The sequence below is a fragment of the Anatilimnocola floriformis genome, from assembly GCF_024256385.1.
Taxonomy (GTDB): domain Bacteria; phylum Planctomycetota; class Planctomycetia; order Pirellulales; family Pirellulaceae; genus Anatilimnocola; species Anatilimnocola floriformis.
In genome coordinates this window covers 1070949-1092565 of the sequence record NZ_JAMLFW010000001.1, presented here as the reverse complement: position 1 = coordinate 1092565, position 21617 = coordinate 1070949, and the positions used below count along the sequence as shown (strand labels likewise).

Here is a 21617-nt window from a genome sequence, read left to right as displayed (position 1 = left end):
GCTATGACTGTGGAAGTTGATTTTGAGCCAACCTTCCAGATCGGCCACAAAGCGACCACCCAGCTGAAGAAGCTGTCGGTCCTGATTCCGGTATACAACGAGCGATACACGCTGCGCCGCCTGGTCGAGCGCGTGCTCAAGGCGCCCGTTGATCTGGATTTGGAAATCATTGCCGTTGATGACGGTTCGCAGGATGGCTCGTGGGACATACTTAGCGATCTGGCCGATTGGGACTCGCGAGTGATCGCCATCCGGCATGAGCGCAATCGCGGCAAAGGCGCCGCGATCCGCACTGCAATTTCGCAGATGACCGGGGACGTGGTTATCTTTCAAGATGCCGACCTCGAATATGACCCGCGCGAATATCCGCGGTTGCTGGAACCAATTTTGTCGGGCCAGGCCGACGCCGTGTACGGGTCGCGGTTCAGTGGCGAGACCCGTCGCGTGCTGTTCTTCTGGCACAGTCTGGCCAACTGGTTGCTCACGGGACTATCGAACGCGGTGAACGATCTGAACCTGACCGATATGGAAACCTGTTATAAGGTTGTCCGCGCAGACACGTTAAAAAACCTCCGTCTCTCGTGTAACTCGTTTGATATCGAACCCGAGTTGACCGCGCGACTGGCCCAATGGGGCGGCCCCATTTTCGAAGTTCCCATCAGTTATTCGGGACGAACCTACGCCGAGGGGAAGAAGATCAAAGCGCGGGATGGAATCAGCGCAGTCTGGGAAATTCTGCGGTCGGGATTGTGGGACCGTAAGTTTACGAACCATAGCGGCTTCTACATTCTGACCTCGGTCGCCAAGGCCAATAAATACAACAAGTGGATTCTGAAAAAAGCCGCGCCCTACCTGGGCGAACGCCTGCTCGAAGCCGGCGCGGGTATCGGCAACATCAGCAATCTGCTCCTGCAGCGAGAACATCTGACGCTCATCGACTACGAGCCGCTGTACGTCGCCCGGCTGCAACAGCGTTTTGGACATCTGGACCACGTGCGCATCGAGCCGGCTGATCTCACGAGCGACGACTTCGCCGATGATTTTGCCGGGGACTCGCTCGACACGATCTTTAGTTCGAACGTGCTAGAGCATATTCGTGACGATCAACACGTCCTCGACCAGTTTCACGAAACACTGGAGCCAGGCGGCCATTGCGTGATTGTGGTACCGGCCTGCCAGGGGCTTTTTACCGGTGTGGATGCTGCACTCGGTCATTATCGCCGCTATTCCCAGCAGGAACTTCGAGAGAAGATGGAAGCGGCCGGTTTCGAAGTCGTGCACACGGAGCAGTTCAATAAACTCGGCTCGCTCGGCTGGCTGTTTTCTGGAAGAGTGTTGCGCCGCCGGGACATTCGGCCCGGGCAGATGATTTGGTTTGATCGTCTGCTTCCGCTCGCCAAAATACTGGACTGGATTCTGCCGGTTCCAGGGATGTCTCTGCTGATGGTCGGGAAGAAAAAATAGCCCCTGGGTTTCCCTTCTCAGCGTTTGCCTCTCTGCCACATTCACCGTCCCGTCTCTTTCGACGCCGAATAACTTTTCCGTTCTCTTCGCTAGCAACTCGCCCCGTTAATCTGGCGAACCTCGGTCGACTCTGCTCGATCTGCCAATGTTGCTGTGGATTCCGCCTGTATTGGTCGAAGCAATGGTGTGGGAGCGCCCTTGCGGGTTGTGCCGTCGGCGACGACGGTCCACGCTCCAAAACGCGAATTGAAGCGCGATTAGCATTGTGAAAGCCATCATGCTTGCATCCCGAAAAAACGTCCTGCGATTCCTGTTCGGCCTGGCTGCCCTCGCGCTGCCTCTGCTGCTGAATAGCGTCGCCTCGGCGCAGCTCGAAGGTCGCCCCATCGCGCAGCCTTACTTCGACTTTCCCAACTGGGCCCGCTGGTCCAACTGCCGGCCGCATCCGTTGGCCTGGCAGTTCGATCCGTTCGTCCCGTACGCGCAAGGCGAAGATCCGTGTGCCGATTGCGACAGCTGCGCACCTGGCAACAACAGCTGCGTCTCGGCCTTTGTCGCGCACCGGCCCAACGGCGTGTATGCGATCGCCGATTTCGCGCCGCTGACCTATGACATCAATCACAGCACCGAAATTGCCCGCCTGGGAACAGGCGGAGCAACCTTGCTGAATGCTGGAGATTTTGGGAATCAGTTCGATGCCGGCTCGAAGCTGACCATCGGCTACGTCTATTCACCGTGCGTCCGCATCGAAGGCACTTACTTCGGCACTTATAGCTTCCAGAACACCGACGCCGTTCGCGATCAGACGCTCAACCTGGGCGGCGGTCTCGGTAATATCACAAACATCCTGTCCAACTTCGCCGATACTCCCGGGCTCGCCCGTAACAACTTTGTCAGCCTCGGTCAGTTTAGCGCCTTCAACAGCGCCGAAGCGAACATTCGCTACTGGCTCGACATGCCGCCCGGTCCCTTCGATGTCTCGCTCACGTTCGGTGCCCGTCACGTCATCACACGGGAACAACTTGCCCTCCACACCGAATCGGGTGCGCCGCTCGTGGCCAACAACGATCTAGCCGTTCGTGCCAACAACGATATGTGGGGCGGTCAGCTCGGCTTCCAAGTCTCCTGGCTGCAAAGCGCTCACACTTGGCTCGAGTTCGATGCCAAGGGCGCCATGTTCAGCAACGATGCCAGCCAAAACTCGCTCTACACGCAAACCGTTGGCGGTGTGCCGACTCCCTTCAATACCAACGCTGCCGGCCAACGGACCGCTTGGATGGGCGACCTGTCTGCCGCCTACAACATTCAGTTCCACCCGGGCCTCGTCCTGCGGCTGGGCTACCAGGCCGTCTTCATCAACGGCGTCGCACTCGCCGCCGACAACATCCAAAGCGACAACAACCAGCTCCGCCTCGGCCCGGGCCAACTCGTCGACAACGGCGAAGTGGTCTACCACGGTCCGTTCGTGGGCCTGATGTGGAACCGCTAACGCGACGAATTCAGCGGAGTTGACCCATCAACGCCACCGGATTTGCACAACACTTGTTTCAGTTTTCTGAAACCAGTTAATTCGTTGTTGCTAATCGACTTACGGAAAACAACCCCGTAAATCGCACAACAAATAACAGCGATTTACAACAGTTTCACAACAGGTCGCCGCGGGCCCAACAACATCTCGCGCCGTCTTTAACACCGGCGCTCTCGCTGATTCGGTCGGCAAGAAACGCCATCAGGCAGCCCGATCCCGCGGATCGCTGCCATATCTCTCGGTCTACCAGAATGCCAAAGAGTCGAAGCTGAACCTGCCAAAACCGATTGTATACATTTGACCACTAATGTCAAGTGCGCCATTTTCGGCAGGGACGCTTTCTGTCGGGTACCAAAGAATTTCTCGTTCCCAGTCGATTCTTCCGTCAGTCATTCGACTAAACGATATTAGGAACGGCGCGCGCTACTCCTAAAATCATCCTTACACTTTGCACCCGAGCGACCCATGAAATACATGCTGCTTTGCTACCACGAAGAGAAGTCGTTCGCCGAGATCGGGCAGGATGCGATTGATCGGGCGATACAGGAATCGGTCGAATCGATGCAAAAACTGCACGCCAAAGGGCAGTACATCCTTTCCTCGCCACTTCCGCCGGTCTCGGCGGCCACCAGCGTGCGAGTTCGTGAGGGCCAGCAGTTCGTTACGGATGGGCCGTTTGCGGAGACGAGAGAAGTGCTCGGCGGCTTTTATTTAATCGACGTCGATAACCTGGACGAAGCCATCGCCGTCGCTGCGCAGCAACCGGGGGCCAGATTCGGCACGATTGAGATTCGGCCGTTACTGGAAATATCGAACTTGCCGAACACGAAACCCTGCGGCCAATCCGGCGCGGCAAACTGCCACCTATTCCTCGTTCGCACCGCGTGAGCGCCCAAGCGCGACATCGAAGCCGCTGATCGCGGGGATGAGCATGGCGGCGATCGCGAAGCCATAAGCGCCGCAAGTGACCAGGAAGACATCTGACCAGTGACCGATGAGGAACGATGTCACGGCAAAGAACGTGGCGAAGGGCAACACCGTTGCCGTGACGCCGATGGCCGACGACGGATTGCGAATGCCGAGTGACACGAAGATCCCCACGCCACCGCCGACGATGAAGGCCAGGAACGGGCCGATCTGGCCTTGGAATTTGCCGCTGAACGAAATCATCAGCAGCATAAGCGTGACGACACCGAGGCAGAGGAAAAAGACATTCCCCATGCTCACGCCAATCGCATGCCGCGAGTTGGCGTAATGCAAGCCGCAGTGCAGACCGAGCATGATGACGAAAACATTCATCACCCCCAAGCCGAGCAACAGCATCGCGAGGTTGATGAAGGTCATATCGCCGAGGGCGAAGGCGAGAATCGCCAGCACAATCGGCAACGCGATCATTTCCTTGGCAACGTAAGCCACGCCGCCGAGTTTGCCGAAGACAAATTCCTTCGGCGTGAGATCGGTGACCAGTAGCAAGTCGAGCGCACCGCCGTCGCGCTCGTTGGTGATCGAGGTGACTGCGAGTGCATTGACGATCACGAGGCTCACGACGAGAAACGGCGCGAGTGTGCGGGCAGCGGACGGTACGATGGCCTGCTCCGCGCCATGAACTTGCCGCGGAGTAAACCACATGCCCGCCGCGGCAGCGGCGAAGAGCAGGACATACGCGACGCGCATGACCAGCACTTTTCGGCCGTAGGCCCAAGTGCACATTTCCCGCCACAGCACCGGATTGTCCCACACCGGCCGGCTGTTTTGATCGACCTTGCGCACGCGAGCATCGACGTGTCCCGCGCGGGCTTGCTCTTCGGTCTTAGCTTCGTCCTCGGCGTTTTCATTCCGCGGCATTGCATCGCGGCCCGTGTTCCAGGCCCGCAGACGCAACGTCGAAATGGCATTGAGCACCAGTGAAATGCCAAGCGCCACGGCAACGAAGAGAAGTTGCTGCGGCAACACTCCGGTGACCGAAGGATTTACGAGCGTCGACCAAGTCGCGCGAAACGGACTGACTGCAGTCGTGATTTCGCTGATGGTCGTTCCGCTGACAACTTGAGTTTCACCTGCCACCAGCGCCGCGGCTTCCCACAATCCGACCCACAGGCTGATCACAATCGCCGTCATCGTCAGCGCTTGAAAAGTTTTCTCCCGCCAGAGCGCGAACAGCGTGCCAAGACTTCCCGCCGCGAAGATCGCCGCAAAGGCGATCGCATACATCACCAGAATCTGTGGCCACGATGCGCCGCCGAAGAGCGTGATGAGTCCCACGATCGGAAACGAGGCGAGCAGCATCGAAAAGACCGGCAGCAAACTACTCACGAGTTTGCCGAGGACCACTTCGTGATCGGAGAGGCGCGTGAGGAGGAGCAGCACCATCGTCTTACGATCTTTTTCCTGCGCGATGCTGCTGACGCAAGCCAGCGCGGCGAGGAACGTCATCACGGCGAGTTGCAGCGGCGCGAGGACCTGCAACAAGATGCTGCCGAAGCGGGCCATGTCGCCGGTGTTGCGAATCTCTTGCGTGCCAACCACGATGAACCAAGCCGTCGACATCAGCACTGCGAGCGCGGCGGGGTAGAGCACGCGATAAACGTAGTGCTGCCACCGCCGAGGCGTGAGGGCAAGTTCGCGGGAGAAGATCGGACCGAGGAGCACGTGTGGGGCTGGGGCTGAGGAACTAAGGGCTGGGGAAAGGCAACGCTGGCGTGCGTGAGATTATAACTGCCGATTCTGCAGGGCAGGGGGCTCGATTTTTTTCGTGCACGGACAATAAATGCTGGCTGGCAAGCATCTTACTGGAAAGCCGCAACCCGTGAACCCGCCCTCCCCACTCAACCCCGAGCAGGTCGCTGCGCTGTATCTCCAGCACAGCGAAGAGCTTCGGTGTTTTTTGGTGGGCCTGCTGCGGGATCCACAGTTGGCGGCCGACGTCCTCCAAGCGACCTTTGTCAAAGCGGTCCAGCGAGGTGGCGATACCCAGGAAGAAACCCGCAAGGCGTGGCTCTTCCGGGTGGCTTATCACGAAGCCATGGCCATCCGCCGCCGGGACAAGGTGGGGGACAAGATCGTCAAGCGAATCGCCGAGGACGCTGGTCCCGATGGCGGTTCGGGGCGAAGCGAGACAGAAGATTCACTCGTCCGGCACGAGTCGGTCGAACAGGTTCGCGAGGCACTCGAGCAGTTGCCCGCGGACCAGCGACAAATTGTACGGATGAGAATTTACGAAGAGAAAACGTTCGCGGTGATTTCGCAAGAGCTGCAGATTCCGCTAGGCACAGCTTTGGGAAGAATGCGGTCGGCGCTCATCAAGTTGCGAGCGCGATTGAGTGACACTCAGCTGGATAAGAATAGTACGGACGGGAATGAGCCGAGGTAGATCGATGAATAAGCCTGACCAAAACGAAGAACTCGCCTGGCTGGCGTTTCAATACGTCGCGGGCGATCTTTCTGTCGCTGCCACGGAAGAGTTCGAACTCCGCTTGGCCACCGATCAAGGGGCCCGCGAAGCAGTCGCCGAAGCCGTCGCGCTGTTTCATACCGTTTGTGCGGCCGAGACGCTGCAGCCTGCCATGGCAACCAAACCGGCATGGTCCTCAGCCATCGTCTGGCGCGCTGTCATCGCACTCGCCGCGGCAGTTCTCTTGGTCGTCACTTTGAATTTGAACTCCGCCACCAATCGCTCGCAGGATGCTGCCCTGGCCAACGCCTGGTCGGCCGTGCGGGCCGATTTTGCCAGCGACGAACAGCCAACGCCGTCGGTCTCGACAAGTGCTGCTCTCACCGAAGCCGATTTGGCCCTGGCTGAAGATGACCTCGTGATGTCGACCGAAGCTCCCTCGTGGATGACGGCTGCCGTGCTGAGCCTCGCCGGCAAACAGACGCTCGATTCCCAAGAAGCGGTGTCGCAGGAGAATTAATTCCATGACTTCACGGCTCCTCCTAACTCTGTTGACTCTCGGCTCGGCCTGGTCGCTGACTGCCGCTGCGCAGCGGCCCGAGAAGGTCGCAGCCAAGCCCGAAGTCAAAGAGTCAGTGAAGAAGGACTCGCCGAAGGAACCGGTTAAGGAAACGCCCAATCCAAAAGAGCAGCCCAAAGCCAAGCTCATCCCGATCACTCCCGAGCGCGAAGCCGCAGTAATGGAGTTCGTCGAAAAGAACCACGCCGAGCTCGCCGCGCTCCTCACGCATTTGAAAACGAGCCAGCCCAAGGAATACGAACGGGCTGTTCGCGATTTGTTCCGCGTGACCGAGAAGCTCGCGATGGTGAAGGATCGCGAAGACGGCCAATACAATCTCGAACTCAAGGCTTGGAAGGCGCAGTCGCGAGCGCAGTTGCTGGTCGCTCGCTTGAAAATGACTGACCCCGAATCGGCGAACACCGAAGAGATGAAGTCGCAGCTCCGCGAGATTCTCAGCGAACAACTAGCCGCCCGAATCGAAGTGATGAAGCTCGAGCGCGAACGAACCACCGCTCGCCTCGACCGGCTGAATCAAGACATCGGCAAGTTTGAACAAGATCGCGAAAAGGTAATCGACGGCCACGTGCAAACCCTGATGAATCAGGTCAACGCCAACCGGCCGAAGAACAAACCGCTCGAGAAGAAGCCAGCCGAACGAGCGCCAAGCGATAAAGCTCCGGCCGACAAAAAACCCAAGCCAACCAGTTAGCAAGGTCGCGTAGTTCGAAGCCATGCTTCGAACGAGCGGCACTCCCCGAACATTCCTCCCCACCTTGGAACGGAGACTCCCCATGCGATTCGTCAGCTGGCTCACCACAGCTCGGCCGCTCGCGATCAGCGCAATGCTGTTCGGCGCCTCATTGGCCACTGCTGCCGAAGAAGTGCAACAGCCGATCAGCGAGCGCTTTCAAAAAGCCGCAACTGCTGAAGCAGATGGCGATGAGGTCCCCGATTTCCAAAAGCACGTCAGCCCGCTCTTCGGCCGCCTCGGCTGCAACGGCCGCTCGTGCCACGGCTCGTTCCAGGGGCGCGGTGATTTCCGCCTTTCCCTCTTCGGCTACGACTTCAAAGCCGATCACGACGCGCTGCTCGATGCCAAACGCCCACGCGTGAACACCGAGAAGATCGACGAGAGCCTGATCCTCGCCAAGCCAACCGACGCCGATTTCCACGAAGGTGGCGAGCGGTACAAAAAGGGAAGTTGGCAACATCACGTCCTTCGTCGCTGGATCGCCGGCGGCGCGAAGTACAGCGCCAAGGATGTGCAGAAGCTCGTTCAGCTCGAAGTCTCGCCGAAAGAGATTCAATTCACCAAAGCCGGCGATGTCGCCCAGCTGCGAGCTGTCGCCGTGTGGCCAAATGGCGTTCGCGAAGACGTCACGCCGCTGTGCCGCTTTGTGACGAACAACGAGCAAGTCGCGAAGATCAACGAAAACGGCAAAGTCACGGCGACCGAAGCCGGCGACACCCACGTCGTCATCAGCTACGACAACGCCGTGGTGCCGATTCCCGTGATCCGCCCCGTTTCGCCGCTGGCTGGCAAGCACTATCCGAAAGTTTCGACGCCTACGCAGATCGACAAGCTCGTTGTCGAAAAACTGCAGAAGCTCGGCGTTGTTCCCTCGGAAGTAGCCGGCGATGCCGAATATCTCCGCCGCGTGAGCCTCGATCTGACCGGCACGCTGCCCACGGCTGCCGAAGTAGAAGCTTTCCTCGGCGACAAATCGCCCAACAAGCGTGCCGAAAAAGTCGAAGAGCTCCTCGCCTCGCCGGCCTATGCGGCCTGGTGGACGACCAAGCTCTGCGACTTCACCGGCAACAACGAAACGCAACTCAACAACGTCTCGCCCGTTCGCGCCGCTCCATCGCAAGAATGGTACGACTGGATTTACAAGCGAGTGGTCGAGAACACCCCCTACGATCAAATCGCCGAAGGGATCGTCCTCGGCCAGAGTCGCAAGCCGGGTCAAGACTACAAGACCTACTGCGAAGAGCTGAGCGTGATGTACAAGGGTGACTCGAAAGAGACCTTTGCCGAACGCCCCACCATGCCCTACTACTGGGCTCGCAACAACTACCGCCAACCGGAGGAGCGGGCCATCGGCATGGCTTACACCTTCCTCGGCATTCGCATTCAATGTGCCCAGTGCCACAAGCACCCGTTCGATCAATGGTCGAAAGCCGACTTCGACGCCTTCAAGACGTTCTTCACCCGCGTGCAGTTCAATCAGGCCGGTGCCCGCGATAAAGAAACCCAGGAACAATACAAAGAAATCATGGCCGGTACCGGCCTCGACGACAAAACGCTGAAGGGGAACGACCTCCGCCGCAAGTTGCCTGACATCCTCAAGGAAGGGAAGACCATTCCCTTTGGCGAAGTCTTTGTGGTCAAGCCGACCGCTCCGGCTCGCAACAATAACAAGGACAAAGACAACGGCAAGAATCGGGCGCCAGCCGCTGGCGCTTCTGCCCGCGTCCTTGGCGGTGAAACGATCGATCTCAACGGCGTGGCCGATGCCCGCGTGCCGCTGATGGACTGGATGCGGAGCAAGGACAACCCGTTCTTCGCCAAGGCTTTTGTCAATCGCGTCTGGGCCAACTACTTCAACGTCGGCATTGTCGAACCGCCAGATGATATGAGCCTGGCGAACCCGCCGAGCAATCGGCCGTTGCTCGACTATCTCGCGCAAGGCTTCCTCGACCACGAGTTCGACATGAAGTGGCTCCATCGCGAGATCATCGCCAGTGCCACCTACCAGCGCAGCTGGCAGCCGAACGAAACCAACGGCAAGGACGAACGCAACTTCGCCCGCGCCATTCCTCGCCGCTTGCCCGCCGAAGTCGCTTACGATGCGATCACCGTCGCGACGGCTTCCGACGCCAAGGCCGCTCAGTCGCGCAACGAACTTAAGGGCCGCGCGATTGCCATCGCCAGCTCGAGCGCTCGCGCCCAAGGCAACTCGGCCGGTAACGCCGCATTCGGCCTGCAAGTCTTTGGCCGTTCGACTCGCGAGAGCAATTGCGATTGCGATCGCTCGATGGACGCCAGCCTGCTGCAAACCGTCTTCCTGCAGAACGACAGCCAAGTGCTGCAAGCCGTCAGCGGCGGTCGCGACACTTGGATCGATCAGATCAAACTCAGCGCGAAAAAGCCGAAGGATGGCAAGGACGTACGGAGCGAAGATCTCAATAAAGAACTCGCCAAGTTGACGGTTCGCCTGCAACGGGCCAAGAAGGAAAAAGACGAAGAGCAAGCCAAGCGAATCGAAGAACGTCTCGCCGAGCTGAAGCGATCAGAAAAAGAAAAAGCCGCCGTCGCTGCCACGCCCGAGGGAGTGAATGTCGATCCGGCCACGCTGGTAAAGCAAATCTATCTGCGAACCGTCAGCCGTTATCCCACCGACGACGAAATGACCCGCTGCCAGCAATTCCTCGCCGACTCGACCTCACCCCTCGAAGGCGCCAAGGGTTTGCTTTGGACGCTGATCAACACCAAGGAATTTATTGTCAATCATTAAGCGATTGCGGATCGCAGATTGAAGACAAAGAACTAAGAACCACGAACTAAGAACATCGAACCACCAACCTCCCAATCAAGGAATGTCCCCATGGCTGCTTCTCGAACCTGTGATGGCGTTCAGCGTCGCGACTTTCTCCGCGTCGGTGCTCTCGGCATGGGAGCGCTCGGCCTGAATCTTTCCGGCTTTCTCCGCCTGTCTGCCGCCGGCGAAGTTGCCAAGGCAACCGCCAAGAGTGCGATCTTCATCAATCTCACCGGTGGTCCGTCGCACATGGACACCTTCGATCTCAAGCCCGATGCGCCGGCCGAATATCGCGGCACGTTCAACCCGATTAAGACGGTTGCTTCTGGCGTGGAGATTTCGGAACACCTGCCGAAGCTCGCCGCCCAGGCCGATAAGTTCTGCGTGCTCCGCGGCGTGTCGCACACATTGGGCGCTCACCAATTAGGCACCGAATACGTGAACACCGGCAACCGGCCGATTCAGTCGCTCGAGTATCCCGGCTACGGCGCGGTCGTGACCAAGGAACTCGGCGGACCAAAAGATCTGCCGCCGTTCGTCGCCATTCCCAACAGCAACCAGCGGACCGGCTTCCTCGGCGTGCAATACGCCCCGCTAAACACCACGGCCGCTCCTAAGCCGGGTCAGCAATACGGCGTGCGCGGCATTTCGCTGGGCAATGGTTTGACCATTGAAGAAGTTGAACGCCGCCAGAATTTGCTTTCGGATCTCGATCGCACGTTTGCCAAGGTCGAGAAGGACAGCCAGTTGCTGACCGGCCTCGATCGCTTCTCGGAACAAGCTCACTCAATCATCACCTCGAAGCGAGCCCGCGATGCGTTTGACGTGAGCAAGGAATCGCCGAAGTTTGCCGAACCGTTCGGTGGCGATACCTTTGGTATGAGCTGCTTGCTTGCGACGCGGCTGATCGAATCGGGCGTCCGCTTCGTCACGCTCACGCTCGGCGGTTGGGATACGCACCAGAACAACTTCACCAATCTGAAGACCAAGCAGTTGCCGCAGCTCGACACCGGCGTCGCCGCGCTGCTCAACGGCTTGCATCAGAAAGGTCTGCTCGATTCAACCGCGGTCTTTGTGACCGGCGAATTCGGCCGCACGCCAAAAATCAACAGCCGCAGCGAAGAAGGCGGTCGCGACCACTACCCGCGCTGCATGTTCATGCTGCTCGCTGGCGGCGGCGTGAAAGGTGGCCAGGTCATCGGCGAAAGCGACGAAAAAGCCGCCATGCCGAAGAACGAAGCGATCACGCCCGACGACGTGGCCGCGACCTTCTACCACACGCTGGGCATCGACCACACGCGCGAATACCACACCAACACCGGCCGCCCGATCATGATCGTGCGCGACGGCCATGTCATTCGCAAAGCGTTGTCGTAGCATTGAATTAGATTACTCCCTCGCCCCTGTACTCAGGGGAGAGGGCAGGGTTGAGGGGCCGAAGCGGTATTGATTCGGTCTTTCACTTGCATGTCATGCCGGAACAGCGCGGAGTACCGCTCGTTCCGGCCTACTCACTTTTCTCTTCCCCTGGAGTTCCCATGAAATCGTTCGCCGCCAAATGCGTCATCGCTCTCGGTCTCACTTGCTTCGCGTTGCTCGCGCTCACTGCCAGCGCTCAAAACGAAGAGAAGAAAGGCAAGAAGGCTCCTGATCCGACCGCCGCCGTCAGCAAGAAGCTCGAAGCCATCGAACTGACTGCCGAACAAAAGACCAAGATCGACGCCATCAAAGCCGAGCACGGTCCAAAGCTGAAGGCCGCCACCGAAAAGGTCGCCAAGGCCCTCACTCCCGAACAAATGAAAGCCCGCCGCGAAGCCACGGCAGCCGCCAAGGCTGACGGCAAGAAGGGGAAGGAACTAGCAGCCTCGGTCAAGGAAGCGCTGAAGCTCACGCCCGAACAAGAGAAGGCTCTCACCGAAGCCGAAACGGAACTGAAGGATTGCACGACAGCCTTCACCAAGGCCGTCAATGAAGTGCTGACCGCCGAACAAAAAGAAAAAGCCAACTTGGTCGGCAAGAAGAATAAGTAAGCCGCAACATCACATCAATCGAAAACTCCCTCTCCCCGGTACTCCGGGGAGAGGGTCGGGGTGAGGGGCCGAACCACAAGCGAACTCGGCTTGTTAAAACCGTGCGAGTCTTTGAGCCAGGCTATTTTCAGCCTGGCTTTTTTGTTGGCAAATCAGGCTCTACTTCCACTCGCTCCACAACCGTTTTCTGCCGCGAGTGTCTCAACCGCATCACACCGCAAGTAAACAAATAGCTCAGCACCGCGACCCAGATCGGCAGGACGATCGTGATGAAGTTCCACTCGCCGCGCGGATGAGTGGATGCAGCCAGTGTGGCGAGCAAGACGCCGATACACAGCAAGCTCGCACAAATCAGATTGGCATAGCCCAGAATCCATTCGACGGCGGGCATAAAGACTGCGACCAGTTCTAGAGCTGCATAGATTGCAAACGGCGATGCCAGCAGCAGCGAGACCAGGACCGACACTATGTCGGCAGCTTCGGTGAAAGCGAGCAATTGCGATGCGGTCGAAAGCGTGAAGAGCGTGGCCACGGCAAAATTGATCACGCAAAACGCCAACCGCAAGCCACGCCACGGCGAGCGCGGACGTTCGCTGTCCGCCTCCGACTCCACGGTCGGTGATTCGTACGGATTGAGCACTCAGTTCCTCTCACCGATTGGTAGTTTTTCGCGCACGCGAACCCATCCGCAAAACAGCAAATAAACGGCAATGCTGCAGAGGACAAACAAAACAACAAAGAAGGAGAGATCGACCGGCTGGTGCGCGATTGCCTCGCAAATCCCCACCATCGCGCCAATGAACATCAGGGCGCCCCCGATAAGATTCCCAAAGCCGAGAACTCTTTCGACCACTAGCATAAATAACGCCAATAATTCGAAGCCCGCGTAGGGCATGAAAAAGGCAATCGTCAGCAGTGCGGCGAAAGAACCTCGTTCGACATCGGCCGTAATTGCGTCTATTCCCGAAAGAACAATCAACACCGCGGCGACAAAATTAAACAAGCAAAACGCCACTCGCATGACCCGATCGCGGGTATAAGACGATTGCCCTGTCTCCGGGGGTACGCTCGGCGATTCATACGGATTGACCACTCAAGGATCCTCGCCGCGAGTCGGCAGTTTGCAGATCACCACCACGCACAAGAACAACAGTCCGGTCAAGCCGACGACGACGAACCAGTAAGGAACGACGAGCGTGAAGTTGGAACCCTGCGCGGAAAACAGAAATCCGCAGCGTTCGAATATCGAGGCATTTTCGCCTCTAGCAAACGGGTAGCGCGCGACGTCGAACCGCTGCCAGTCGATGTGCGGGTTTGGGTCGAGCGGCGGGGAGCGATTTTCGAGCCACACGCCGCCGCCGCTGGATTTGAACCGCGAGAAACGCTGCGACTGATGAAACATCACATCATCGGTCCGCCAATAGCTGAATGCCCACAAGCCGATGGCGGGAATGAGCAGCACGAGCACAATCGCGGCGAGCGAAGCTGCACAGCCGAACTTGAGCATCTGCAATTTCATCGCGGCAGCAACTTTCGCTCAGGCTTGGCCGTGTTCCGCCGCCCGCAGTTTCTCCACAAACGCCGCATGCTCCGGTGTCGCGATTCCTTGCTGGGCAACCGCGAGCACTCGCGCCGGTTGGCCACCGAGCAACGCCGCAGCATCGAGCCACAATCCGGGAAACGTCGTGCTCTTGTAAATGCCTTGCGCGTTGGGCTGTTGCAGCACGAATTCGCCGCTTTGCAACTTGAACCAATCGAGCGACTTGTCCAGCACGCGCCAGACGATGTATTCCTTCACGCCATTGCGGCGATAGGCCTTGAGCTTTTCGTGCAGGTCGTAGCTCACGCTCGAAGCCGCGATCTCCGCGACCAGTTCCGGCGCACCTTCGACGTAGCGGTCGGCAGTGTCGCGAGTTTGTCCGCCACAAGCCGGCAGGATGCGCAGAAAAGTATCCGGCTGCGGTTCATTGTCGAGATCTAATCGAATCGTGCCATTGTCGCCGCCAGCAGTGCCGGGCGTCTGGGCTTCGTACTGACCGAGCCAACCGATGAAACGAAAATGGGGATGAGAATGGCCTGGATCGGAAACCGGTGGTCCTATGACGTACACGATTCCTTCGATGAGTTCGGCTTTGTACTTCTGCGGCATCGCGTGATAACGACGTTCGAACTCATCGCGCGACAAACGATCGCCGGTTTGCAGCGGCGGAATGAACTCGAGCTGTGGGAGCAGCGAGGCGACTGAGGAATGCGCTGAAGCTGTCGACATTTCACGAATCCGTGAGATTGATGGACGGTGCTTTCATTCTACGCGGAACGGCAGAGGCCTCAAAATCACTTCACAAACCCCGCATCGCTCCATGCCGCAGCGCTGTCATAACTCGCTTCGCTGCCGCATTGCAGCGTGAGGCGTTTGCCGCCAGATGGGAGCGCGAGTTCGATGAGTTCGGCAGGCGCGAGCGCGCTGACCTTCGCCTTTTCCCAAATCACTTGGTCGTCGACGAGGACTCGCATGGGCCCAGCGCTGAGCTTCACGCCGCCGACGACGGCGACGAACTTCTTGTACTCCGGTTTGAGTTCGACCGAGTAAAACGTGTTGCGGATCATGCCGTAACCACCGGTGTGCACCTGGCCGAGGAAGCGGATCGGCTCGCGATACTTCGCGGTGTACGGCAGCATATCTTTCACCGCTTCGCCGCGGCCGCGCACATCGCTGGCATCGACAATCGGCAGGTCGGTGAGTCGCACGTCGACTTTCGGCAGTCCTGCCGACGGCAGATTGCCGATGGCGGAACGGAGCGAGGTATCGGCCCACACGAGGCTGTAGCCATTGCCGCCGGTGATGGTCAGTTCGAGCTGCACTTCCTGTCCGCGAAAGCGCTGCAGATCCCACCAATAAGCGAGCATGTCGGAAAGCAAATCCTCGCGGCCTTCGCTCACTCGGCTGTTGCGGCGCATGAGAGGTTCAATGTATTTCTGGTGTCGCGTGGCCATGTTGGCGCGATCTTCGCTGGTGTTCCAGCCAAGCGGCTGACCGTTGACCTTCAGCTCGAGTTGCTGCTCGCTGTAGTTCTGCGAGATCGCCGTCACGAGTTCGAGCACATCGCAAGTTGCGTCGATGGTCGCGGCGCGGCGAAGTTGCAAATTGGAATTGGCGGCAATCGTCAGCACAGACTCCCAGCGATCGGCGGCTTCATTCCAGCGATGGCCGACGCGCGCTTGTTTCCAGCCGTCGCCAACGCGGTCCCACTTGTCGAGCCCCGGCAGCGCCTGGGCCGGGCCGGATTGCTCGGTACCGTTGGCATTGATGACGACCAGCGGCGACAGCCAACAAACATCGTCGCGAATATCGAGCGGATCAGCGCCGCTCGGCCTGCCTTCGTGAGCGTTGTCAGTGATCAGCACGACGTGTTTCAGAGACCGCACTTCCACGGCGCCACTCGCTTTCGGTGGCATGCTGCCGAGCAACACGCCGCTGTCCCACAGAGTTTTGCCAGCTTGCTTCGTGGTTGGATTCCACTCGGCAATGCGACAGCGTACACAGCCACCGTCACCGGCTACGCGGTCGAGTCCCACAACGGTGGAAAAGGAAACAGTGCCCGCCGGAAGTTGAAAAACAATCTGACTATCGGCGTGCGTGGCGAGGCCCAGGTCGCTCTCTTCGCGGCTGGTCGCCACCAGCGAACTTCCTTGCGAGCGATTTCGCAGCCAGGCGAGCGGCTCGCCGATCAGACGCGAATTCATGTGCGTCTCAGCCGGCAGCAACGACAGCGGCACTTCGTCGGTGCGGCGATAACCAACCCAGGCAATTTCTCCTTCGGGGATCGCAATCGGATTCGAACACCAGGCCGGCTGAACGTAATACATCACCTCGACCACGGCACGGCCGCGCGAGCGCGAACGCTCGACCTCGCGCGAAGCCCGCGACGTCGTCAACACCGCGCCACTGCGCAAGGCAAGCCGCATGATGGCCGGTCCCGTGAGACTCCCTGCGGCAAAGCTATCTTCGACGGCGGCAGCCAGCTGATCGACCTGCGGAAAAACAACATCGGCAAGTTCAGTGAACGCGGCTTGCACGATGCCGTCGTTAGTCAAAATTGACAGTCCATATTCCCTCCAACGAATGCTCGAGCCTTTCAGCTCGCGGCCGTCGAGCAACAGCACCGTGCCTGGTTCTGGCGCGGGCTTTCGCAACCGAGAGTCCAAGCCGATGATCCGCTGCACGCGGTCGGTTCGCACATTCACACCCACGCCATCGACGGGCATGAGCGGCGTTTCGAGTTGCACGCGCACCCGCTGGGCTTGTCCCTGACGACCGTCGCTGGCGGCCAGTTGTCGCGGCAACCCATTCAGCACATCACCGTTAGCGAGCACCACTAGGGGAACTTTGCGTTCGACTTTGACCAACCGATCGTGAATCAACCGAACCGGAGTGTCGTTCTTAAAAACATCGCGGCCATTGATCGGTTCGACCTCCGCCGCCGACGGAATCGGCCAGCCCGGCAAGTCGTCAACAGCGAGCTTATCGCTGCCCCGAAACGCCAGCGAAAACCGGCCACTCTCTTCGCCCGCCGCAACGGCTGCGCAAACCACGAGCCAAGCGCAGCCAACAGTGATCCATCGCAGCCAATGCATCGGCGAAAATCCTCAGTCCTGAGGACGGGAGGGAAGGGTAGGGGGGAGACTTTTATGGTAGCAGGCGGCGCGGGAAAATGCTGCGGGAAATGTTGAGTTACTGCCTCGGAATCGTGGCCCGAATCTCGTTCAGCAACTTTTGCGTTCCATGCTTGCCCACCCAACCCTCAATGTAGCTCCAGTCGAGTGACTCTTGCTGGATTGCAATGATGTCTCGCACGTCTTCCTTGTCCTTGTTGCGATTCAAGCATTCGGCCCACCGCAATTTCATGATGATTACGTCCTCAGCCGTCGGATAAGAAGCCAGCCGCCCCAAAGGCCCATTAAATTGCGTCTTTCGCCGCTCGAACCGTTCAAGGTCGTGAGCATCTTTGCTCAACCTAAACAATTCAACCTTGAAATGCGAATTCCTGAGCGTGAGGATGTGCCGGTAGCTTCCGGTAACAGAATCGAACGCAATCTGAGGATCCAGAACAAACTCTGGCCCGAGATGTCGGGTGATTTCGGAAACGCGCCGATCCGCTAGTTCAACAACGATATCGGCGTCGTTGGTTGCGCGCATCACGCCATGAATATTGGCAGACAATGCCCCAACGATCATGTACGTAACCTGCGCAGCGTCTATAGCATCCAAGACGCTTCGGACGATGGGATAATAGTCCATGCTTGCGGCTCTAGTGACTCCAAGCGTGCCAATTGTTCGCTGAGACGATTCTCGATTTGCTCGTCCGAGTCATCAGGAAATCGTGCCCTCAGTCCCATTCGACTCCATTCGCAGGCAGCATCAAAGAGTTCTAGTCCACCCAGCAACTTTTCGTCGAAAGTCGCACTCCGCGCGCGTTCGACGCGCTCCCTGTAGATATCGTCGATCAATTCCTGCGTCGGTGCCATGTCACCATTTTCGGCTCCCAGCCGAGCAGAAACAAGCCGTTTTCGATCGTTTCGGTTGGCTTTAAGTCCTCCAACAAAAATGCCCTGCGGAGTTTTACTTCCGCAGGGCCTGTGACGTTTCGCCAATCAGATCCGAAGTGGCCTACGGTCTTGCAGCCGCAACCGCCTGCGAGCCGCTGCGAGTCGCTCGATCGAGGTCGAAGCGGTCCAAGTTCATCACCTTGGTCCAAGCCGACACAAAGTCGTTCACGAACTTGGCCTTGGCATCGTCGCTGGCGTAGACCTCGGCAATCGCCCGCAGTTGCGAGTTGGAACCGAACACCAGATCCACGCGCGTCGCGGTCCACTTCACTTTGTTGGTCGCCCGATCGCGCCCCTCGAAGAAATGCTCGCAGATCGGCGACTTGCTCCACACGGTGTTCATGTCGAGCAGTTGAACGAAGAAATCATTCGTCAACGTTTCCGGGTTCTTCGTGAAGACTCCCAGCTGTGCCATCGGCCCTTCGCCGGCGTTGGTGTCGAGCACCCGCAAACCACCGATGAGCACGGTCATCTCCGGCGCGGTGAGCGTCAGCAGTTGAGCCCGATCGACAAGCAACTCCTCCGCAGGCCGATCGATTTCGCGCGCCTGGTAGTTGCGAAAGCCATCCGACTTCGGCTCCAAGTACGAGAACGACTCGACGTCAGTCATTTCGGGTGAGGCATCGGTCCGGCCTGGCGAGAACGGAACTGTCACGTCCTGACCGGCCTTCTTCGCAGCCGACTCGACGCCAGCGCATCCACCCAGCACGATCAGATCGGCCAAGGAAATTTTCTTCGCGCCAGCCCCGGCGTTGAATTCTTTCTGAATCTTCTCGTAGACCGTCAAAGCCTTGGCGAGTTGCGCCGGTTCATTCACGGCCCAATCCTTTTGCGGCGCCAAGCGAATGCGAGCGCCGTTCGCGCCGCCACGTTTATCGCTGCCGCGGAAGGTTGCGGCCGACGCCCAAGCGGTCTTCACGAGTTCGCCGATCGACAGGTCGGACTCGAGCAACTTTTTCTTCAGGGCCGCGATGTCCTTCGCATCAACAGTTGCGTAATCGGCCTTTGGAACTGGGTCCTGCCACAGCTGCGGCTTGGCGACTTCTGGGCCGAGCAATCGATCGATCGGGCCCATGTCGCGATGCGTCAGCTTGTACCAGGTCTTCGAGAACGCGGCTTCGAACTCCTTCGGGTTCTCGTGGAACCGCTTGGAGATTTTGTGATAGGCCGGATCCATACGCAGCGCGAGGTCGGTCGTGAACATGATCGGTGCGTGCGACTTTTTGGGATCGTGCGCGTCAGGCACCGTTCCCTTGGCCTTCGGATCCTTGGGAACCCATTGCTTCGCGCCGGCGGGACTCTTCGTCTCCTCCCACTCGTAGCCGAAGAGATTGTCGAAGTAAGTGTTCGACCACTTCGTCGGGGTCGATGTCCAGGCTCCTTCCAAGCCGCTGGTGATGGTGTCGCCACCTTTCCCCTTGCCGAACTTATTCTTCCAACCCAAGCCTTGTTCCTCGATGGTGGCGGCTTCGGGATCTTTGCCAACATTGCTCGCCGGCGCAGCGCCGTGGGCCTTGCCGAAGGTGTGACCACCAGCAATCAGTGCGACGGTCTCTTCATCGTTCATCGCCATGCGGCTGAAGGTCTCGCGAATGTCCTTCGCCGCGGCGAGAGGATCGGCCTTGCCGTTGGGCCCTTCCGGATTGACGTAGATCAAACCCATTTGCACGGCGGCGAGCGGATTCTCCAATTTTCGATCACTGTGGTAACGCTTGTCGCCGAGCCATTCGGTTTCCGGTCCCCAGAAAATATCTTCCTGCGGTTCCCACACATCTTCGCGGCCGCCCGCGAAACCAAACGTTTTCACTCCCATCGATTCCAGCGAGACATTGCCGGTGAGGACCATCAGATCGGCCCAAGAAATCTTGTTGCCGTACTTTTGCTTGATGGGCCACAACAGGCGGCGGGCCTTGTCGAGGTTTGCGTTATCCGGCCAACTGTTGAGCGGCGCGAAACGTTGCGTGCCGTAACCGGCGCCGCCGCGACCATCGGTCACGCGATAGGTCCCCGCACTGTGCCAGGCCATGCGAATGAAGAACGGACCGTAGTGGCCGTAGTCGGCAGGCCACCAGTCCTGTGAGTCGGTCATGAGCGCCCGCAGATCCTTCTTCACCGCCTCGAGGTCGAGCTTCTTGAACTCTGTGGCGTAATCGAAATCCTCCGGCATCGGATTACTCTTGCGCGAGTTCTGGTGCAGAACTGCGAGGTTCAGCTGATTCGGCCACCAGTCGCGATTCGAGAGCGCACCCGCTGCCGTGTTTCGTGCCGACGGCGGCGCTACATCGCCCATGACCGGACACTTGGCCGGCACTTCGCCTGGCTTGGCGGCAGCGGCTGTTTCCGTGTTCGCTTTCTGAGCCACTTGTTCGGGCTCTGCCGCCACGGCAACATCCTGGACCGTGCATCCCGCCGACGCACAGAGCGCCGCCGCGCACAGGCAGCCTCCAACGAGTTTCCAAAGCATCGTGGTTTCCTTTCAAGAGAGGTTTCAAAGTGAGCCTGCATTTTTGCAGGGCGGGAAGTATATTTCCAATGCATTCCAATTCTAGGATCCATGCATTTTTTGCATGACTGTATTTGCCTCACCGCGAGTCCCCTGATGGACCTTGATCAGTTGCGTTATTTCCTCCGCGTGGCCGAGCGGCAAAACTTCACCCGAGCCGCCGAGGAACTCGGCATCTCGCAGCCTGCACTCAGTAGGTCCATTCAAAAACTGGAAGAGGAACTTGGCCAGCCCGTCTTTGAACGCAAAACGCGTTCCGTTTCATTGACCGACGCGGGAACTTTGTTGCAAGGCCGAGCCCAGCAAGTGCTGACCATTCTGGAAGAGACCAAAGCCGAGATCACCGACGACGGTCAAAGCGGTCGGCTGCGGGTCGGCGCGATCCCGACCATCGCCCCTTACTTTTTACCGGAAGTCCTCCGTTCGTTCTCGCGCGAGTTTCCTCGCGCGAGCTTGATCGTGCAGGAAAACACGACCGACGCGTTGGTGAAGAGTTGTGCGCAGGGCGAGGTCGATCTCGCCATCCTGGCGCTGCCGGTGCCTTCCAAATATCTGCACGTCGAGGAACTGTTCGAGGAAGAATTGCTCCTTGTTCTCCCCACCGATCATCCGCTCGTCAGCCAAGAGAAAATTCGCCTAGGCGATTTGGAGCAGTTTCCTTTTGTGCTGCTCGATGAAGCCCATTGCCTGTCGGACAACATTGTGTCGTTCTGCCGCCAGCGTTCCTTCCAGCCGGTGGCGGTGGAGCGAACCAGTCAGCTTGCGATGGTGCAGGAGCTTGTTTCGTTGTCACACGGCGTGTCGATGATCCCGGCCATGACCCGGCAGCTCGATCACAGCGATCGCCGGGTTTATCGTTCGATCGCTGGCCGCAAGCCGAAGCGGACGATCGCGGTCGTCTGGAATCCGTATCGCTTTCAAAGCCGCCTGCTGAAAGCCTTTCGAGAACGGCTACGCCGCTACCGGCCGTGCCACATCGATCCGGAGTGA

The 21617-nt window shown here is 58.7% G+C and carries 19 protein-coding genes; 10 read left to right on the top strand and 9 right to left on the bottom strand.

All coding sequences use genetic code 11. The annotated features are described in order from the left end of the window. Positions 1 to 3 precede the first annotated feature (3 nt). From M9Q49_RS04490 to M9Q49_RS04480, 3 genes are all read left to right on the top strand, one after another. Entirely contained in the window at positions 4 to 1464 is a 1461-nt protein-coding gene (locus M9Q49_RS04490) for a bifunctional glycosyltransferase/class I SAM-dependent methyltransferase (RefSeq protein ID WP_254511820.1), read from the top strand. Positions 1465 to 1741: 277 nt separating this feature from the next. Then, positions 1742 to 2953 (top strand): hypothetical protein, encoded by a 1212-nt coding sequence (locus M9Q49_RS04485; RefSeq protein WP_254507458.1) that lies wholly within the window; start codon positions 1742 to 1744, stop codon positions 2951 to 2953. A gap of 504 nt (positions 2954 to 3457) precedes the next feature. Beyond that, positions 3458 to 3880, top strand: coding sequence for a YciI family protein (locus tag M9Q49_RS04480; RefSeq protein ID WP_254507457.1), 423 nt, complete (start codon positions 3458 to 3460; stop codon positions 3878 to 3880). Here the strand turns inward: M9Q49_RS04480 and M9Q49_RS04475 are convergent. Beyond that, complete coding sequence (locus M9Q49_RS04475) at positions 3857 to 5641, bottom strand: ABC transporter permease (RefSeq protein ID WP_254507456.1); 1785 nt, start codon at positions 5639 to 5641, stop codon at positions 3857 to 3859. The genes M9Q49_RS04480 and M9Q49_RS04475 overlap by 24 nt on opposite strands. A 118-nt stretch (positions 5642 to 5759) precedes the next feature. Here M9Q49_RS04475 and M9Q49_RS04470 point away from each other — a divergent pair, with 118 nt between their 5' ends. The 6 genes from M9Q49_RS04470 (at position 5760) to M9Q49_RS04445 (ending at position 12517) form a co-directional block, all read left to right on the top strand. Continuing rightward, complete coding sequence (locus tag M9Q49_RS04470) at positions 5760 to 6362, top strand: RNA polymerase sigma factor (RefSeq protein ID WP_254507455.1); 603 nt, start codon at positions 5760 to 5762, stop codon at positions 6360 to 6362. Positions 6363 to 6366: 4 nt separating this feature from the next. Beyond that, positions 6367 to 6903, top strand: a complete 537-nt coding sequence (locus M9Q49_RS04465) for a hypothetical protein (RefSeq protein WP_254507454.1) — start codon at positions 6367 to 6369, stop codon at positions 6901 to 6903. A gap of 4 nt (positions 6904 to 6907) precedes the next feature. Next, on the top strand, positions 6908 to 7654 hold the full coding sequence (locus tag M9Q49_RS04460; protein ID WP_254507453.1) for a hypothetical protein: 747 nt from the start codon (positions 6908 to 6910) through the stop codon (positions 7652 to 7654). Between the two features lie 82 nt (positions 7655 to 7736). Next, positions 7737 to 10463, top strand: coding sequence for a DUF1549 and DUF1553 domain-containing protein (locus M9Q49_RS04455; protein ID WP_254507452.1), 2727 nt, complete (start codon positions 7737 to 7739; stop codon positions 10461 to 10463). 90 nt (positions 10464 to 10553) lie between these two features. Continuing rightward, the gene (locus tag M9Q49_RS04450) at positions 10554 to 11864 is read left to right on the top strand and encodes a DUF1501 domain-containing protein (RefSeq protein ID WP_254507451.1); all 1311 of its coding nucleotides are present in this window, start codon (positions 10554 to 10556) and stop codon (positions 11862 to 11864) included. A gap of 161 nt (positions 11865 to 12025) precedes the next feature. Next, complete coding sequence (locus M9Q49_RS04445; protein WP_254507450.1) at positions 12026 to 12517, top strand: hypothetical protein; 492 nt, start codon at positions 12026 to 12028, stop codon at positions 12515 to 12517. 127 nt (positions 12518 to 12644) lie between these two features. On the opposite strand, the gene M9Q49_RS04440 is transcribed toward M9Q49_RS04445, so the two are convergent. The 8 genes from M9Q49_RS04440 to katG form a co-directional block, all read right to left on the bottom strand. Beyond that, complete coding sequence (locus tag M9Q49_RS04440) at positions 12645 to 13157, bottom strand: hypothetical protein (protein WP_254507449.1); 513 nt, start codon at positions 13155 to 13157, stop codon at positions 12645 to 12647. Continuing rightward, on the bottom strand, positions 13158 to 13538 hold the full coding sequence (locus tag M9Q49_RS04435; RefSeq protein ID WP_254507448.1) for a hypothetical protein: 381 nt from the start codon (positions 13536 to 13538) through the stop codon (positions 13158 to 13160). A gap of 72 nt (positions 13539 to 13610) precedes the next feature. Continuing rightward, a complete protein-coding gene (locus M9Q49_RS04430; protein WP_254507447.1) occupies positions 13611 to 14036 on the bottom strand; it encodes a hypothetical protein in 426 nt (141 codons plus the stop codon). An 18-nt stretch (positions 14037 to 14054) separates the two neighbouring features. Next, positions 14055 to 14786, bottom strand: a complete 732-nt coding sequence (locus tag M9Q49_RS04425; protein WP_254507446.1) for a Uma2 family endonuclease — start codon at positions 14784 to 14786, stop codon at positions 14055 to 14057. 65 nt (positions 14787 to 14851) lie between these two features. Next, on the bottom strand, positions 14852 to 17152 hold the full coding sequence (locus M9Q49_RS04420; protein ID WP_254507445.1) for an NPCBM/NEW2 domain-containing protein: 2301 nt from the start codon (positions 17150 to 17152) through the stop codon (positions 14852 to 14854). Between the two features lie 97 nt (positions 17153 to 17249). Further along, complete coding sequence (locus M9Q49_RS04415; RefSeq protein WP_254507444.1) at positions 17250 to 17816, bottom strand: hypothetical protein; 567 nt, start codon at positions 17814 to 17816, stop codon at positions 17250 to 17252. Next, on the bottom strand, positions 17774 to 18043 hold the full coding sequence (locus tag M9Q49_RS35920) for a hypothetical protein (RefSeq protein ID WP_390844796.1): 270 nt from the start codon (positions 18041 to 18043) through the stop codon (positions 17774 to 17776). Before M9Q49_RS35920 ends, M9Q49_RS04415 begins: the two co-directional genes overlap by 43 nt. Before the next feature lie 142 nt (positions 18044 to 18185). Then, positions 18186 to 20588, bottom strand: a complete 2403-nt coding sequence (katG, locus tag M9Q49_RS04410) for a catalase/peroxidase HPI (protein WP_315861162.1) — start codon at positions 20586 to 20588, stop codon at positions 18186 to 18188. Between the two features lie 135 nt (positions 20589 to 20723). Here katG and M9Q49_RS04405 point away from each other — a divergent pair, with 135 nt between their 5' ends. Continuing rightward, a complete protein-coding gene (locus tag M9Q49_RS04405; RefSeq protein WP_254507443.1) occupies positions 20724 to 21617 on the top strand; it encodes a LysR family transcriptional regulator in 894 nt (297 codons plus the stop codon).

Bases quoted from the DNA above. Each gene is read 5' to 3' on its own strand.
- M9Q49_RS04430 (WP_254507447.1), bottom strand. From the start codon at position 14,036: ATGAAATTGCAGATGCTCAAGTTCGGCTGTGCAGCTTCGCTCGCCGCG.
- katG (WP_315861162.1), bottom strand. From the start codon at position 20,588: ATGCTTTGGAAACTCGTTGGAGGCTGCCTGTGCGCGGCGGCGCTCTGT.
- M9Q49_RS04465 (WP_254507454.1), top strand. From the start codon at position 6,367: ATGAATAAGCCTGACCAAAACGAAGAACTCGCCTGGCTGGCGTTTCAA.
- M9Q49_RS04480 (WP_254507457.1), top strand. From the start codon at position 3,458: ATGAAATACATGCTGCTTTGCTACCACGAAGAGAAGTCGTTCGCCGAG.
- M9Q49_RS04485 (WP_254507458.1), top strand. From the start codon at position 1,742: ATGCTTGCATCCCGAAAAAACGTCCTGCGATTCCTGTTCGGCCTGGCT.
- M9Q49_RS04405 (WP_254507443.1), top strand. From the start codon at position 20,724: ATGGACCTTGATCAGTTGCGTTATTTCCTCCGCGTGGCCGAGCGGCAA.
- M9Q49_RS04460 (WP_254507453.1), top strand. From the start codon at position 6,908: ATGACTTCACGGCTCCTCCTAACTCTGTTGACTCTCGGCTCGGCCTGG.
- M9Q49_RS04435 (WP_254507448.1), bottom strand. From the start codon at position 13,538: ATGCGAGTGGCGTTTTGCTTGTTTAATTTTGTCGCCGCGGTGTTGATT.
- M9Q49_RS04450 (WP_254507451.1), top strand. From the start codon at position 10,554: ATGGCTGCTTCTCGAACCTGTGATGGCGTTCAGCGTCGCGACTTTCTC.
- M9Q49_RS35920 (WP_390844796.1), bottom strand. From the start codon at position 18,043: ATGGCACCGACGCAGGAATTGATCGACGATATCTACAGGGAGCGCGTC.
- M9Q49_RS04425 (WP_254507446.1), bottom strand. From the start codon at position 14,786: ATGTCGACAGCTTCAGCGCATTCCTCAGTCGCCTCGCTGCTCCCACAG.
- M9Q49_RS04420 (WP_254507445.1), bottom strand. From the start codon at position 17,152: ATGCATTGGCTGCGATGGATCACTGTTGGCTGCGCTTGGCTCGTGGTT.
- M9Q49_RS04445 (WP_254507450.1), top strand. From the start codon at position 12,026: ATGAAATCGTTCGCCGCCAAATGCGTCATCGCTCTCGGTCTCACTTGC.
- M9Q49_RS04470 (WP_254507455.1), top strand. From the start codon at position 5,760: ATGCTGGCTGGCAAGCATCTTACTGGAAAGCCGCAACCCGTGAACCCG.
- M9Q49_RS04415 (WP_254507444.1), bottom strand. From the start codon at position 17,816: ATGGACTATTATCCCATCGTCCGAAGCGTCTTGGATGCTATAGACGCT.
- M9Q49_RS04455 (WP_254507452.1), top strand. From the start codon at position 7,737: ATGCGATTCGTCAGCTGGCTCACCACAGCTCGGCCGCTCGCGATCAGC.
- M9Q49_RS04490 (WP_254511820.1), top strand. From the start codon at position 4: ATGACTGTGGAAGTTGATTTTGAGCCAACCTTCCAGATCGGCCACAAA.